The sequence below is a fragment of the Propionispora hippei DSM 15287 genome (assembly GCF_900141835.1).
In the GTDB taxonomy this organism is placed as follows: Bacteria; Bacillota; Negativicutes; order Propionisporales; family Propionisporaceae; genus Propionispora; species Propionispora hippei.
In genome coordinates this window covers 1-15,105 of the sequence record NZ_FQZD01000008.1, presented here as the reverse complement: position 1 = coordinate 15,105, position 15,105 = coordinate 1, and the positions used below count along the sequence as shown (strand labels likewise).

The 15,105-nt window shown below is 50.0% G+C and carries 13 protein-coding genes; 3 read left to right on the top strand and 10 right to left on the bottom strand.

Translation table 11 applies throughout. The features are described from left to right. Positions 1-18 precede the first annotated feature (18 nt). The 5 genes from F3H20_RS05595 to F3H20_RS05575 all read right to left on the bottom strand — a co-directional run bounded on the left by F3H20_RS05595 (position 19) and on the right by F3H20_RS05575 (position 4,642). Positions 19-852 carry an ABC transporter permease gene (locus tag F3H20_RS05595; RefSeq protein ID WP_149733972.1) on the bottom strand — a complete coding sequence of 278 codons (834 nt, stop codon included), beginning with the start codon at positions 850-852 and terminating at the stop codon, positions 19-21. A gap of 54 nt (positions 853-906) precedes the next feature. After that, on the bottom strand, positions 907-1,674 hold the full coding sequence (locus F3H20_RS05590; protein WP_149733971.1) for an ABC transporter permease: 768 nt from the start codon (positions 1,672-1,674) through the stop codon (positions 907-909). After that, a complete protein-coding gene (gene nifB, locus F3H20_RS05585) occupies positions 1,634-2,944 on the bottom strand; it encodes a nitrogenase cofactor biosynthesis protein NifB (RefSeq protein WP_149733970.1) in 1,311 nt (436 codons plus the stop codon). The genes F3H20_RS05590 and nifB overlap by 41 nt, the downstream gene beginning before the upstream one ends. 119 nt (positions 2,945-3,063) lie before the next feature. Beyond that, positions 3,064-3,939, bottom strand: a complete 876-nt coding sequence (gene nifH, locus F3H20_RS05580) for a nitrogenase iron protein (RefSeq protein ID WP_149733969.1) — start codon at positions 3,937-3,939, stop codon at positions 3,064-3,066. A gap of 286 nt (positions 3,940-4,225) precedes the next feature. Beyond that, complete coding sequence (locus F3H20_RS05575) at positions 4,226-4,642, bottom strand: DUF2292 domain-containing protein (protein ID WP_149733968.1); 417 nt, start codon at positions 4,640-4,642, stop codon at positions 4,226-4,228. Between the two features lie 413 nt (positions 4,643-5,055). On the opposite strand from F3H20_RS05575, the gene F3H20_RS05570 reads away from it, so the two are divergent. Then, positions 5,056-6,423 (top strand): N-acyl-D-amino-acid deacylase family protein, encoded by a 1,368-nt coding sequence (locus F3H20_RS05570; protein ID WP_223191638.1) that lies wholly within the window; start codon positions 5,056-5,058, stop codon positions 6,421-6,423. A gap of 58 nt (positions 6,424-6,481) precedes the next feature. Here the strand turns inward: F3H20_RS05570 and F3H20_RS05565 are convergent, their stop codons facing one another. Both F3H20_RS05565 and pdxK read right to left on the bottom strand, forming a co-directional pair. Next, entirely contained in the window at positions 6,482-7,027 is a 546-nt protein-coding gene (locus F3H20_RS05565) for an ECF transporter S component (RefSeq protein ID WP_149733967.1), read from the bottom strand. 339 nt (positions 7,028-7,366) lie between these two features. Next, a complete protein-coding gene (gene pdxK / locus F3H20_RS05560; protein ID WP_091748277.1) occupies positions 7,367-8,173 on the bottom strand; it encodes a pyridoxine/pyridoxal/pyridoxamine kinase in 807 nt (268 codons plus the stop codon). A gap of 123 nt (positions 8,174-8,296) precedes the next feature. Here pdxK and pdxR point away from each other — a divergent pair, with 123 nt between their 5' ends. Together pdxR and F3H20_RS05550 are read left to right on the top strand one after the other, a co-directional pair. Further along, positions 8,297-9,727: a MocR-like pyridoxine biosynthesis transcription factor PdxR gene (gene pdxR / locus F3H20_RS05555; RefSeq protein ID WP_149733966.1), complete on the top strand. Its 1,431-nt coding sequence runs from the start codon at positions 8,297-8,299 to the stop codon at positions 9,725-9,727. Positions 9,728-10,129: 402 nt separating this feature from the next. Beyond that, positions 10,130-11,350: an EAL and HDOD domain-containing protein gene (locus F3H20_RS05550; RefSeq protein WP_091748283.1), complete on the top strand. Its 1,221-nt coding sequence runs from the start codon at positions 10,130-10,132 to the stop codon at positions 11,348-11,350. Positions 11,351-11,481: 131 nt separating this feature from the next. Here the strand turns inward: F3H20_RS05550 and F3H20_RS05545 are convergent, their stop codons facing one another. From F3H20_RS05545 to F3H20_RS05535, 3 genes are all read right to left on the bottom strand, one after another. Then, complete coding sequence (locus F3H20_RS05545) at positions 11,482-12,309, bottom strand: MetQ/NlpA family ABC transporter substrate-binding protein (protein WP_149733965.1); 828 nt, start codon at positions 12,307-12,309, stop codon at positions 11,482-11,484. A 29-nt stretch (positions 12,310-12,338) separates the two neighbouring features. Then, a complete protein-coding gene (locus tag F3H20_RS05540; protein WP_091748289.1) occupies positions 12,339-13,001 on the bottom strand; it encodes a methionine ABC transporter permease in 663 nt (220 codons plus the stop codon). 390 nt (positions 13,002-13,391) lie between these two features. Next, a complete protein-coding gene (locus tag F3H20_RS05535) occupies positions 13,392-14,795 on the bottom strand; it encodes an S-layer homology domain-containing protein (protein WP_149733964.1) in 1,404 nt (467 codons plus the stop codon). Between the last annotated feature and the right edge of the window lie 310 nt (positions 14,796-15,105).

The following is a 15,105-nucleotide window of genomic DNA, read 5'->3' as shown; positions in this document are numbered from 1 at the left end:
TATCAATTTGATAAATCCCTAATATTCCGGTGTATGTTCCTGCCAGCTAATCAGTTTATGCTCCAGCTTGCCAAACAGGTAGTTCAGGCTGAGCCCCAATACGGCTATGACCACGGTAGCGGCAAATAAAATAGGAATCTGATAATTGATCTGGGCATTCCAGACCAGCCAGCCCAAACCGCTGCTGGCGCCGATCATTTCCGCCGCAATCAGCATAAAGAAGGCTACGCCCGAACTCATTTTAAGGCCGTGAAAAATAGCGGGGGCCGCCGCCGGCAATATCACTTTATAAAACAGCTCCTTGCCTTTGACGCCCATAGACTGGGCCGATTTAATCAGCAAAGGATCAGTTTCCTTAACGCCGGTAATGGTGTGCAGCAATACAGGCCAGACGCAAACCCAGATAATCATGGCCACCTTGGAAACCTCGCCAATACCGAACAGTAAGATAAATACCGGAAAGAGGGAGAAAGGATTGACGGCATTTAACAGGCGCAAAACCGGTGTGGCAATCCGTTCAAACAGCCTAAACCAGCCTCCCAGAAAAAAGCCCAGCGGAATACCGACAACTGCCGCAATAGCAAAGCCCCCCAGCGCCCGCCCCAGACTGACACCGATATGCTTGAGCAACGTTCCGTCAAGCAGGAGCTCCCGCAAGGTTTCCAATACCACCGACGGCGGCGAAATAAAGGTTTGTTCCACCCAACCGACGCGGGGAGCGATTTCCCACAGCAGCAGGAAAACGATAATGGAGCTATTCGTATACAGGCCGTCGCCAAACCACCGGGCAATACCTTGCGCAGACAACAACTTTTTTCGGCTTGAAGATGCTTCTTTCCAGATCACTTCCATCACCACCACTCCTTTCTTTAGCAAAATTCCAACGAACAAGCCCACTAAACCCGGTTACTGTTTCCATTCCAGAAGATTTTCCTCCAGCCAGTAAATAAAATAGTTAATCGCCATTCCCAGCAAGGCAATGATAATCGTCGCGGCAAACAGACGGGGAATCACGAAATTCATCGATGAATTATGCACTATCCAGCCCAGTCCGGCGCTGGCACCGATCATTTCCGCCGCAATCAACATCAGAAAGGCATGAGAGGCTCCGGTACGGATTCCGGTAAAGATGACCGGTGCCGCACCGGGCAGCAGCACCCGGGTGAAAATGGTCAGCCGGCCGGCGCCCACCGAACGGGCGCTTTTAATATATAACGGATCAATCTGCTGCACCCCGGCAATCGTGGTAAACAGCACCGGCCAAATGGTGGACCAGAAAATAATGCTGACTTTGGCAACTTCGCCAATTCCGAAAAAAAGAATAAAAATAGGAAACAAGGAGAACGCATTGATCTGTCCCAGCAGGCGCAGCAACGGCCTTACATGGCGGGACAGAGTGGGAAAAACACCGCCTAACACAAATCCTGCCGGGATGGCAAGGACCAGGGCCAGCAGCAGCCCCAGCAACGTACGCTGCAGGCTCGCCGCCATATGAATAAACAGCTCCCCATTGGCCAACAGCTTGACAATAGCCTGCAGCACCGCGGAGAAAGGCGGAATGAACTGAGCATCAAGCACTCCCAGCCTGGGAAGGATCTCCCATAATAGAAAAAAGAGAATCACCCCGGACATATCAATTAGCCGTTCGCTTAGTTGACGCAATACCTCTTTCATACTCCGTTGCCTCCTGCTTAATTAACACTTCGACCGCGTAACGCAGGCCATTTTCCACACTGTCACAATATTCGATAGCGGTAACACCCCGGCAGCTTAGCTTATCTTTGGCATGGGGACCGATGCGCATGGTGAGCACCGCATCGCAATCTCTCAACAGGTCGATAGTCTGATCCCGTCTGCTTTCGCCGTCTTCGCAATCAGCCATACCCGAACAATACTTGCTGGCTGAGCGCTGTTCCAGCGGTTGAAAGGTATACCCGTCGCCCTGATAAATCGTAAAGCCTGTCGCATGTCCGAAGTGCTGATCCACCAGCTTGTTGTACTTGGAAGTAACGGCAATCCGGTATTGCTTTCTTACCGGATTGTATATCTTTTTCGTCTCACCCGTATAGGTTACCATCCGAAACTCCTGGGAACGGTCTTCGTGGAGCTTACCGATGGCATCGGCCCGGCATTGCTGACAGTGACGCATTTGCGGCAGATCAACCTGACAACGATCTCGCAGTTCATTGACCTCTTTCATGCTGGTTTGCGGAAAATGTTCAAAGTTACTGCCCGGTGCCGGGATTAACGGCATAATATTGGTAACGAATACGCCCAGCTCCTTAACCTTTTTTACAACCTCCGGAATATGCTGATCGTTGATGCCTTTGATCATCACCATATTTACCTTTACCAGTATGCCGCGTCCGGTTAAATACCGGATGCCGGCCAGTTGGTTCTTCAGCAAGAGCTCGGCGGCTGCTTTCCCTTCGTAGCGGCGGCCCTGATAGGTAATAAACTGATATAGCTTAGCGCCAATCTCGCTGTCCAGCGCATTCAGCGTAACGGTAACATGATGAATCCCCAGCTCTACTATTTCGGCCGCATAGTCCGGCAGCAACAATCCGTTGGTGGACAGGCAGAAAACCACCTCAGGCGCAATGGCCTGTATCGCCTGGATTGTCTGTTTTGTCGCCGGCCAGTCAGCCAGCGCATCGCCCGGCCCGGCAATCCCCACCACACTCAGGTCTGCCACCTTTTCACGGACCCAGACAAACTTTTCCCTGGCCAGTTCAGGCGTTAATACCTCACTGGTAACACCCGGCCGGCTTTCATTCACACAGTCGAATTTACGATTGCAGTAATTGCACTGGATGTTGCACCGGGGCGCCACCGGTAAATGAATACGCGCGTATTTACTGTGCGCTTCGGCGGAATAGCAAGGATGCCTTTGGGTCTTTTCCCAAACTGTCTGACTCATACTTCCCGGGCAAACGCAACTCATACTATCACCTCTTTCTCTCCCATTGCCAAATCCTAATAAAAAGGCTGCAGAAATCGTCTGTTTCTGCAGCCTTCAGTCGGGTCTGATCAGCTTCTTGCCTGAGGAACCACTCTTTCCTGTTAAATCGCCGCCGCTTTGCCGCGCACTTCCCCTGTTTCCAGGGCCAGTAAATGATCAGCCCATTTGGCTGCCCACTCGCGCAACTCCGAAGTGTCTAACGGTGACGGCACTTTGGATTCGGTGGTATCAATGATTTTCTGGGCCAGTTTTCCGTAAATTTTAGCCTGCTCGGAATTAGGCGAGGCTTCTACCGCCGTCTTACCCTGCAGCTCGGCCTGGGTTACCGTTACCGAACGGGGAATATACTCGACAACCCGCGTTTGGGTCCGGTCAACAAAATCATCGACAATATCCTTGGCATAGGGCGCATTGATCGAGTTGGCAATTAAACCACCCAGCAGGGCGCCGCCCGAATTGGAGTATTTTTTAATCCCCTTGAACAGATTGTTGGCAGCATACACGGCCATGAAATCGGCCGACGAGACGGTAAACACATGCTCGGCAATGCCCTCGCGGATGGGAACGGCAAAGCCGCCGCATACTACATCGCCCAAGACATCATAGATAATCACGTCTAAGTCGAGTTCCTCATATACCTTCAGTTGTTTTAAAAGCTGCACGGCGGTAATGATACCGCGTCCGGCACAGCCTACTCCCGGCGCCGGCCCACCGGCCTCCACGCAATAGATGCCGTTAAACCCTTTAAAGATAACATCCTCCGCCTTAACCTGCGTTTTCTCCCGCAAGGTATCCAGCACAGTGGGAATGTACGTACCGCCCCGCAGCGTATTGGTCGAATCAGCCTTCGGGTCGCAGCCGAACTGCATAACCTTTAGTCCCAGCTTGGACAGTGCCGCGCTGATATTGGAAGTGGTTGTTGACTTGCCAATCCCGCCTTTACCATAAATAGCAATCTGCTTAATCTTTTTACTCATTTTTATCCCCCTGTGTTTTAAAATTTAGAACCCGGTTAGCGGCAAGCTTTATGCCATAACGCTAGTCCTTGGTTGCACTTACGCCTATCAGAAAATGTATGGTTTCCGATAAACCAAAAAAGACCAGAAGAACATTTCCGCAGAAATGCCTCTGGCCTTTAGCTTGATAACTAATCAGCATATGAATATTAAATAATAGCTCTTTTGTTTATTATACTCAAAAGTTTTTAAAATGCAAGCATTTTTTTCAAAAAATAGTGTTTAATGCTAAAAATGGATAATACAGTTATATTCCATCGCCATGGACTCCTTCCACTTCATGAACCCGACGTTTTTCGGTTTTTTCAATTTGTTCCACTTTACCATTGGCAAACCGGATAACCAGTTGTCCATACTGGATTTTTTGCAGTTCGGTAACAATCTGTGCCTGCAGCGGATGAACGGATACAGGTTTGCCGTATTTTACATAGCCTGTTTCCCGGCTCTTATTGGTGATGATATATTTCTCCGTTTTTTCAACTTTAACAACAACGCCGTCCTGTATTGTCAAAATCAAATAGCCATTTTCCGCGGAGAATAAAAAATGATTTACGATCTCCAGTACCTGGTGCTGAAGCTGCTTTCCCAGGGTATTTCTTCCCGGACTCCGCGCACTGCGCACTTCGGCTGTAACATTTTTTCTGGCAGTAGGATGATCTGACATATAACTCCTCCTTGATTAACATACTGTTGTACTCTGCGTCACTTAAATCATTGGATAAGATGGCAAAGTACTAGGGCTAAAGGGCACAGATATTTCCCTCGCGCCTTCAGTTAAGTTCCTGATCAGCCGCGCCATTGACAAGCGTAATCGATGAAAAACAAAAAAGACCAAAAGATTTTCCCCTGGGAAAAAACTTTTAGCCTTCAGTTTTTCTGATTAGCTTATTCTTTTATTGAGTTAAATTATAGCAAGTTCCCTGCGCTACGTCAATACGGTTGTAATAAGATGCATTTACTTTTTTTACCTGCCTATATAAAAATTTATTAGTTCTTTGGCTTGAATGCTTGCGGGAAATATGCTACGATTCAACCACTATTATTTGCAAAGTATACCCCCTTCGGATGGTGATAAATATGTTTGACCTTGTGCTTGCCAACGGCATTCTTATTGACCCGGAGAAGCTGGTCCGTTTTACCGGCCATATCGGTATTAGCGGCGGAAAAATCGCCGCCATCAGCAAAACCGAACTACCAGGTGTCCGGCAATTGGATATAACGGGCAAAATCGTCTGCCCCGGCTTTATTGATATTCACGGCCATGTAGAACTGGACGCCTACTGCGGCGAGTTATCGCTGCGACAGGGGATTACCACAACGGTGGGCGGCAACTGCGGCTTTAGTCCTTTGGATATTAACGGCTTTTTCGCCAAACAGGAAAAAGACGGCTTTATTGTCAACCAGGCCGAACTCATCGGCCACTCCTTCAGCCTCCGGGATAAAGTGGGCATCAAAGATCCCATGCAGCCGGCCACGGCAGAGCAACTGGCCAAAATGGAGTATCTGGTGGAAGAAGCCTTTGAAGCGGGGGCCTGCGGCCTGTCACTGGGCCTGGCTTATGCACCGGGCAGCTCGGACGAGGAAGTGTCCCGCCTAAGCAGACTGGCCGCCCGCTACGGCCGGATCGTCGCCGTTGACACCCGGATGGCTACCGGGATTGATATGTATTCCCTGGTAGAAGCCGTCAATATAGCCCGTCATACCGGCGCCCGGGTCCAAATCTCCCATCTGGTCTATCAATACGGCACCGGCATGATGGAAGAGGCGCTGGCGGTTATCAACCGGGCCCGCGCCGACGGCCTGGATGTCCGCTTCGACAGTGGGATGTACACCCAATGGGCCACCCATATCGGCGCCGCCCTGTTCCAGGAAGACTATATCCGGGACAACGGCTGGGACCTGCAGGATATCGTCGCCATCACCGGCCCGTATAACGGACAGCGGCTGACGCCAGCCTTGTATCACGAACTGCGCACCCAGGCGCCGCATACGGCAGTGGTTGTGCTCACCGGCATCGAAGAGGAAATTTATCTGGCCCTGACCCACCCCTTTGCCATGCCGTCCACCGATACCGGCGCTTATGCCCCCGGCGAGGGGCACCCGCAAATCGCCGGCAGTTTTCCTCGCTATTTTAAGAAGATGGTGGCCGAACGGTATGAGTTGACGCTCATGGAAGCAGTTCGCAAGGCTACCCTGCTGCCGGCCGAAACGCTGGGACTTCATACCAAGGGGCGCCTGCGGGAAGATATGGACGCCGACCTTGTCGTTTTCGACATAAAAACCTTGATCGACAAGGCCGATTTCGGTCTGCCCGACGTTCCGCCCGAAGGAATCGAATATGTCTTCCTCAACGGCAGGCTGGCCCTGGATCACGGGGTCATCCGGGATGCCAAGGCCGGTCAGGCTGCCCGCTGCATCAAACCGGTATACGACTATCAGATTTAAAACCGAAAAACAAAGGCTTTTGCCAAGTCCCCGCGGACCTAGGCAAAAGCCTTTATTTTTACTTGTTAGTGGAAAGCACAGTGCCTTGCTGCGCTGGTGCAGCCACATATTTTTGCAACTTTTTCACCGCCGGCAGGGCGACAACCGCCGCCACACCGATCTGCACCAAATTACCGGGGACGGAGGTCAGTGGCGCCACCCAGTTGCCGTAAATAATTCCCTCGGCGCCGTAATAGCCAACCACTTTGATCAGGCAAGCGGCGATCAGCGCCAGAAAATAAGCCTTCATAGCCCGGTTCCGTTCGGCGATAGCGCCAACGGTATATCCCATCAGACCGACAATCAGCAGGGTAAAGGGAGCCCACAGAAACCAGCCGCCCACTACATCAAACAGAGCCATACCGATGCCACCGGCCAAAGCGCCGGTCCAACGGCCGTAAAGAATGGCGAAAATAAAAAGCGGCACATTTCCCAAATGAATCAGTCCGCCGTTGGCGGCAATGGGAAGACGAAGATTAACAAAGGATGTACAAATAAATACGAGAGCAATGCCTAACGCGGCATAGGCCAGTTGTTTTGTCTGGCTGAACGCTTGTTGTTTCATACTTTTTCCTTCCTTTCCTATAGCCATGGCAGCCTGCCTGTATATGCTTACTAAACAGAAAAGGCTGTCACCAAAATAGCATAACATCCTTTTGGCATTGCCCCAAAAGGACCAAAAAGGCTAGGCCTACCTCCAAAATACTTGAAAAATTTCTGGCTTACTAAAATCCGTAAACTCGCTTCGCTCAAACAACTACCCAAAGGGCACAGACGGATTTCTTAACGTAAGCCAAAAATTTTTCATCCTGCGGAACGTATTTTTCCGGAAAGGCCGAACGGGGAACGAACAGGCTACCGAAACTTTTTTATTGAAACAGGCTCTTTTCTGCCGGTCTCTCCGTTATTTCAGACGGTGAGCCGCGTGATAGGTCGGCCCGACATATTGATTGAGCGGGAACGAGTGCTCGATCGCCTTCGTGATAAAGGCTTTCGCCTGGCGTACGGCGGCAGGGACATCAAGGCCCTTGGCGAGGCCGGCGGTAATGGCCGATCCATAGGTGCAGCCGGCACCGTGCGTATAGGCCTGCTTAAATAGCGGTGATTCCAGCGTTTCAAAGCGGTTGCCGTCATACAGCACATCCACCGCCGTGTCCAAGCCGGACTTGGCGCCGCCTTTGATCAAAACATAACGGGGTCCCAGCTTGTGAATCGCCTCGGCAGCAGCCTTCATCTCCTCAATAGACTGGATATGTTTGATGCCGCTTAACTGGCCTGCTTCAAAAATATTAGGAGTAATAATGGCTGCCCGGGGAGCCAGCTCCTCACGGATGCTGACGGCCGCTTCCGGGTGCAACACCTCGTCAGTGCCCTTGCAGACAAGCACCGGATCAATGACTACATTTTTAACCGAATACTGGTCAATCTTGCGCGCTACCAGCGCGATGACCTCGCTGCTGGCCAGCATGCCTGTTTTCAGCGCATCCACGCCGATACCGGCCAGTACGGTTTCCATTTGAGCTTCCAATACCTCCAGCGGCAAGGGATACACATCGTGAGCCCAGCCGTTATGGGGATTTTGTGCTACAATGACGGTGATCGCCGTCATTCCGTATACGCCCAGTTCCTGCATGGTCTTCAAGTCGGCCTGCAAGCCGGCGCCGCCGCTTGTATCCGAACCGGCTACTGCCAGTGCTTTATAAATAGTCATAGAAATCAATGCCTCCTGTATTTAAAAAATAACATGTATAGTATAAAATATATTTGTTCCCTTTAAAATATACAGTTTTATATTTTTTAATAGGTACAGTTTTTTTTATAAAGGAGTTTGACTATGGATTTACTATTACTTGATCCTACCTTGCCCGAACCGCTGTACATCCAGCTATATCAGCAATTTCGGCGCCAAATTGAACAGGGGAGCCTTACCGCCGGCGAGAAACTGCCCTCCATCCGCAGTCTGGCCCGACAACTCACCATCAGCAAAATCACGGTGGAAAAAGCCTATCTGCAGCTTATGAGCGAAGGCTATATTGAAAATGGCAATCGCTCCCGCTATACTGTCAGTCCTTTTGAACCCAGCGTAGCACCGGTCGCCAAGAATCCCCTGCCGGCCGCCCGGATCGTCAATCCGCCGCCTGCACCGCCCATCCGCTATGACTTCGCCAGCGGTGAAATGGACGGCAACGGCTTTAACTTTCCCTTGTGGAAACGGTATATCAATAAAGTATTCGCCCGCCCTGACCAGTTAACCGGCTACGGCCATTACCAGGGAGAATTGGAGCTTAGACAGGAGCTGGCCCGTTATCTGCAAAGCTCCCGCGGCGTAACAGCCCATCCGGAGCAAATCGTGATCGGCGCCGGTGTGCAAAATCTGCTCCATATGCTTTGCAGTCTTTTGAAACCGGAGCATACCAGCATCGCCTTCGAGGAACCGGGCTTTAAAAACGGCCGGCGCATCTTCGCGGACAATTCCTTCACTATTATTCCCGTCGGCATGAACGCGGACGGCCTGAATATGCAGGAGCTGCAAACCAGCCAGACCCGGCTGGTTTACTTAAGTCCGTCCCACCAATTTCCCACCGGTTATATCATGCCTATCGGCCAACGCCACCGCCTCCTGGCCTGGGCTAAAACCGCCCAAGGGACGATTATTGAAGACGATTACGACAGCGAATTCCGCTATTTCGGCCGGCCCATTCCGGCACTGCAGGGACTGGACCGGGATGGCTCCGTTATCTATGTAGGCTCCCTGTCCAAACTTATTCCCCCCTCCATCCGTATCAGCTATATGGTACTGCCGCCGCGCCTGCTCTATCTGTATCAAAAGAACTCCGCCCTGTATAACCAATCGGCTTCCACCCTGGAACAGCTTGCTCTGGCTGCTTTTATGGCGGACGGGCATTTTGAACGGCAAATCCGGCGACTGCGTAAGCTGTATCAGGAAAAGAGTCTGCTCTTTTATGAGACCATCCAGCGCTGCCTGGGTGACCGGGCCACAATTAATATGACCGATTCCGGTCTTCACACGATTTTGAACCTCCAGACGACCTTATCCACCGGAGAGTTGGTGACCCGCGCCCGCCAGCAAGGCTGCCGCGTAGTCCCGATTGAAGAATATTACTGGGAGAATCCGCCCGGCAAGCTGCCGCAAATCATTTTATATTTTTCCAAAATACCCAGGCAGGAAATTCAGCCAGCCATTGAACTACTTAGATCTGCCTGGTTTGACAAAGTACTAGACATTCCGCCCCATATACAATAAGATGGTTCTAAGGATCGCTGGTTTTATCAACATTTACCAAGCGGCCACACTACCGGAACAAGCCGCGAGTCTGCGGCATACACTGTACCGAATGGCCTTTCTCTTATGATGTTTTTTCAGATACCCTTTCTATTCTTTATAACATTAGAACTACGGCCGGAGTTTAAGGAACCGCTGAACGCGCAAGGCGATAAATCAGCAGTCCTTTAGGGTGTGTCTTCAAGCTATCCGAAACGTCCCCTGCGGCGCTTTTGTGCCATACTTCGTTAACATGTTTTGAAATAGGGGCCACTATTCCCGCAACATGTTGCCTCGTCTGGCGCCAAAATCACTCGCCATGGATCATTCCGTTAGTTTGAAAATACGCCCTTATGAAATTGAATAGTAGGATGTGAATCTGTAATGAAAATTTTTGTGGCCAGACAGCCGATTTTTGATAAGAAGGAAAATGTTGTCGCCTACGAATTGCTGTTCCGTTCAGGAAATTCCCCCGTCTATGACGGTGAAGATGATGATACAGCAACAGCTTCCGTTATTTCCGGCGCCTTCCTGCTGCTGGGCATGGATAAAGCAACCGGAAAAAAACCGGCTTTTGTCAACTTTACCCGCAACAGCTTAAAAAAACTGGCCCGCCAGATTCCGCCCCATTCCATTGTTCTTGAGATATTAGAAACCGTTGAACCTGATGAAGAACTGCTCAGCCTGTGCAGACAACTTAAGCGCTGTGGCTATACACTTGCTTTAGACGACTTTATTTTTGACGAAAAATACTGCGACCTGCTTACCCTGGCAGACATCATCAAAGTAGATTTTATTCTGACCACCGGTAAAGAGCGAAGTGAAATCATCCGACGCGTCAACAACCCCAAGGTTAAGTTTCTGGCAGAAAAGGTGGAAACCAGAGCCGAGTTTGAAGAAGCCGTGGCCTTGGGCTATACTTACTTCCAGGGTTATTTTTTCAGCAAACCTGAGGTACTGTCCGGCGAGGACGTGCCCAGCTACAAAACACAGTATATGCGCATCTTACACGAACTGGGCCGTCCCGATATGGATTTTCAGCGGATGGAACAAATCATCAAGCACGACGTGGCCTTTTCCTTTAAGCTGTTAAAATATATCAATTCTTCCTACTTCGGCTTCAAGAAGACCGTCGACTCGGTCAGGCAGGCACTCGTCCTGCTGGGAGCGCAGCAAATCCGTCAATGGCTGTTTTTGCTGATTTTGCGTGAACTGGGCAAGGACAGGCCGGAAGAAATCATGGTGTTATCCGTTATCCGGGCGAAATTCGGGGAAAACCTGGCCCGCAAAGCGAACCTGCCGCCCGATATGATCTCCCACGCTTTCACGATGGGCATGTTCTCCCTGCTGGACTGTTTTTTCCAGAGGCCACTGGACGAGGTTTTAGCCGAACTGCCAATTACTGAGGAAATCAAATTGGCTCTCGCCGGTTCCGACCACTCGCTGGGCATCATTTTTCGCCTTATTAGTGCTTATGAAAAAGGCGAATGGGAAGCTGTCTCTGCCTACGCAGCCCGCCTTCATATAAGCGAGTTGGAAATTCCCGATCTCTACCTGCAGACATTGCAGTGGATTGAGACATATTTTGAGCAAACACGCTGGTAACGGTTAGCCTGCTGCCTGGTTAACGCCAACTAGCTTTTTTCGTCTGCCGTCCGCCCTATGCGAAAAAGAGCCGCAGGAAACTGCGGCTCTTTTCTATGTAAAAAACATCATTAGAAAAGTTCAGGGCTGGCTTAAAAGGCTGGAACTACAGCGACACCGTATTTATCCTGGATAAATTTCTTAACTTCCGGCGAAGTCAAAGCCTTATCCAGCTTCTTAATTTCCTCGCGATTTTCTTCACCCTTTCTGACAACAACGACATTGGCATAAGGCGAATCAGCTTCTTCTCTAAACAAAGCACTCTTAGGATCAATTTTAGCCTCCAAAATCCAGTTAGTATTAATCACGGCGCCATCCACATCGGGCAGGCTCCGGGTCAACTGAGCGGCATCCACTTCAACAAAGTTCAGCTTTTTCGGGTTATCCACAATATCACGCGGTGTAGCCTTAAAATCCGGTATGCCTTCTTTCAATTTAATTAATCCGTTTTTCTGCAACAGGACTAAAGCCCGATATTCGTTAGAAGGATTATTAGGAATGGCGATTTGGGCTCCTTCTTTTAATTCACCGGTTGCTTTTATCTTTTGCGAATAAAATCCGATCGGCTCCACGTGCACTTTAGCCGTTACCGTAAATTGGTAGCCCTTTTCCTTACTTACCGAGTCCAGGTAAGGAACATGCTGAAAATAGTTGGCATCAATCTGCTTTTCCGCTAACGCCGGATTCAATTGTCCTTCATCATCCAGTACGACAACTTCCAAATCAACGCCCTCTTTAGCTAAAGCCGGTTTGATAAAATTCAAAATTTCAGCATGGGGTACCACCGCTGCCCCTACTTTAAGCACTTTTTTAGCCGGCTGGCTATTGGTTGCGGCAGCTTCCTTATTGTTGCCGCAGCCGGCGACGGCTCCCATGGCCAAGACTAATAATGCCAAACCCAGAATAAGCTTCTTGTTCATTTTTATCGACTCCTTTGTTATAGGTTAACCTACCCCTGTCTTCGTTTGTCCAAAACCGTGGCAACACGGTTGCCTGCCCACTGCATACTCTGCACCAAAATAATCAATACGATGACCGTCATGATCATAATATCGTCCCGGTAACGCATATACCCGAAACGTATGGCCAGGCTGCCCAGCCCGCCGGCGCCAATCGCCCCGGCGGTTGCCGTAAAACTGGTTATCGTAATGACGGCAATGGTAAATGCTCTAACTAAAGAGCTAAGCGATTCGGGAATTAACACTTTATAAATGATTTGCAGCGAAGACGCGCCCATGGCCAAGGCAGCCTCAATTTTCCCCCTATCCACCTCCTTCAAACAGCTTTCCACCAGCCTGGCAACAAAAGGGGCGGCTCCCATCGACAGAGGCACCACAGCGGCGGTCGCTCCCAGTGTAGTCCCCACCAGCCAGCGAGCCAATGGCAGGAGCAGCACAATCAAAATCAGATCGGGAAACGAACGGGTGGCATTAATCAAGGTATCCAGCGGTTTATGCACCGAAGGTGCCTCCATAATATGCCCTTTTGCCGTAACGACCAGGCATATTCCTAAAGGCAGGCCAAGCAACACGGCAAACAGCGTCGACATAACCACCATATACACCGTCTGTCCCAACCCGGCTGCCAATAACGGAAACAAGTCCTCTTCCATAATCATCCTCCCTACTTTACTCACATGAACAAAAAAGGCTAAACAGGTCCGTTAAACGAACTTGTTTAGCCTTCTGTCTGTAAGACCGATCAGCTTCTGCTATGCCCTTTTTATAACGCCTTTGCCGTCAAAAGCTCCAGCACTGGGAAATAAAAAAGGCTAAAGAATTTTCGTCTATGAAAACTCTTTAGCCTTCAGTGTGTCTGATCGGCCTTGGGCTACCCGTTAGAATATAAAAATATAATACCAATCTTTATATTTCTTGTCAACGCTTCCCAAGACCTTTTTTATTTACCTTACCGTTTTTGCCGGAAAGCAACTGTTTTCCTCCGACAGGTTGTTATTTAGACTAACCCTTTGAATCGCTAGGCCGCAAAAGTGCGAACCGCTTTAAAAATTGAAGAATAAGGTTGCCGTAGCCACCGTATTATACGAATCAAAGCCGGCGTAATTCTTGTCATAAGGCTTATATTTTCCTACCGCCAGCCTCAGATCGGCTCCTTTGGCTAAAATATAGTCACCGCCCAGTTCATAACCCTTAATACCGTAACCGCTTGCCGCTGCCGTACCACCGCCATTGGCGATAGTCGAGGAACCAACCCAGTTCAAAGTGGTAGGCGGTCCGTCAATAGCGTCCTTGCCTAAGCTGACATACCGCACGTTAGTCGACCAGGAACCGGGTTTGTTCACATCGGCAAACTTCCAGCGCAGATCAACCCAGTAACCATTTTTTTGAGCATCAGCGCTGGTTGTCGTTCCTTGATACTGACTGCTGCCATAATTGTTATACGTATTTCTGACCCCTTCCGCCAACAGCCGGAAATCACCAAGCGTAGCATTGATGCCCAGCGCTATATCTTTATAAGGATATCCCGCGGTAGTACTTTGGTATGCCGTTGCCGTTGCGAAAAGTTTCGGATTAAAGGCATATTTAAAGTCAGCTCCCCAGAACTTCTCGGTCTGGTTCCAAGCAGTCCCTGCCCCGCCGCTGACATTTTGCGCCCAGGCCGAGCGGGTCAGGCTGGCGTCACCGAGCAGCAATTTACTGGTCAGTTTACCGGACGCATAGCCTGCCGTGAACCCATCAAAGGCGAAATCATACAGCAAGCCCTGGCCTAAAAACAAAGTTGACCGCCCAATGGTCCCGGTAAAAGCATCCTTACTGTATTTAAACTCGGCCCGGTCAAAGAAAACCTGGCCGTTATTACTGCCTTGCTCGGCTCCGGCCGGCAGAGTGACCCCCGCCGCGCCGGCCGTTTGTCCGGTGGTATTTTGCACTCCGAAGCGGGTGCTTACCGACCAGTTTTGATCAAGCACGGCATCGCCGGTCAACCGCAGGCGTAATTGGCTTCTCGACGCATCAGCGCCTTGGCCGTTGGACTTGCCATTGAGTCCGTAATTATGCTGATAGCGGATTCGGGAATCACCGCTGAACTTAACGCTGCCCACTTTTTGTTCCACCTTGCCTAAACGGGCGTCAATGCTGTCCAGTTCCTTAGAAAATTCGGCAACTAATTTAAGAATTTCCGATTTTTCCGCATCGTCCGCTTTATTATAATTGTCAATCGCTTTAGCGGTTGCTACCGCAAACTCATAGCGACTCAGCGGTTTATCACCCCGGAAATAACCATCCTGATAGCCTTCAATTACCCCGGTACTGACTAATTTATTAATTGAATCATAAGCCCAGTGTTTTTCGTTGACATCCACAAAACTGCTGGCGGCAAAGCCCGTACCGGCTGTTGCTGCCAGAGCCAATGCCAGCAGCCATGTCAAAATTATCTTTTTCTTCATCCATGATCACTCCTGTTACTATATATTTACGGTTCAAAACATGGACATCCATGTTATTCACCGCATTGTTGCCTAAGCTGTTAGAATGAGAGAGCAGTAGGCCGACGTATCACTCCAAGGACTAACCACGTCCGGTTATAAGCCAGTCAGCCAGCCTCTCGTTCACAGCGTTCGATTTATGCAGGTAGAACCACTGTTCACCAGTGCGTCCGTGTCACCAAACAGACAGAATCGGCAACGATAGAAGACTGGGCCGCCAATTGCAAATCTGTAATGGGAGTGTACTTTATGAACGCAGTAGGAATTGATG

Bases quoted from the DNA above. Each gene is read 5' to 3' on its own strand.
- F3H20_RS05595 (WP_149733972.1), bottom strand. From the start codon at position 852: ATGGAAGTGATCTGGAAAGAAGCATCTTCAAGCCGAAAAAAGTTGTTG.
- F3H20_RS05590 (WP_149733971.1), bottom strand. From the start codon at position 1,674: ATGAAAGAGGTATTGCGTCAACTAAGCGAACGGCTAATTGATATGTCC.
- nifB (WP_149733970.1), bottom strand. From the start codon at position 2,944: ATGAGTTGCGTTTGCCCGGGAAGTATGAGTCAGACAGTTTGGGAAAAG.
- nifH (WP_149733969.1), bottom strand. From the start codon at position 3,939: ATGAGTAAAAAGATTAAGCAGATTGCTATTTATGGTAAAGGCGGGATT.
- F3H20_RS05575 (WP_149733968.1), bottom strand. From the start codon at position 4,642: ATGTCAGATCATCCTACTGCCAGAAAAAATGTTACAGCCGAAGTGCGC.
- F3H20_RS05570 (WP_223191638.1), top strand. From the start codon at position 5,056: ATGTTTGACCTTGTGCTTGCCAACGGCATTCTTATTGACCCGGAGAAG.
- F3H20_RS05565 (WP_149733967.1), bottom strand. From the start codon at position 7,027: ATGAAACAACAAGCGTTCAGCCAGACAAAACAACTGGCCTATGCCGCG.
- pdxK (WP_091748277.1), bottom strand. From the start codon at position 8,173: ATGACTATTTATAAAGCACTGGCAGTAGCCGGTTCGGATACAAGCGGC.
- pdxR (WP_149733966.1), top strand. From the start codon at position 8,297: ATGGATTTACTATTACTTGATCCTACCTTGCCCGAACCGCTGTACATC.
- F3H20_RS05550 (WP_091748283.1), top strand. From the start codon at position 10,130: ATGAAAATTTTTGTGGCCAGACAGCCGATTTTTGATAAGAAGGAAAAT.
- F3H20_RS05545 (WP_149733965.1), bottom strand. From the start codon at position 12,309: ATGAACAAGAAGCTTATTCTGGGTTTGGCATTATTAGTCTTGGCCATG.
- F3H20_RS05540 (WP_091748289.1), bottom strand. From the start codon at position 13,001: ATGGAAGAGGACTTGTTTCCGTTATTGGCAGCCGGGTTGGGACAGACG.
- F3H20_RS05535 (WP_149733964.1), bottom strand. From the start codon at position 14,795: ATGAAGAAAAAGATAATTTTGACATGGCTGCTGGCATTGGCTCTGGCA.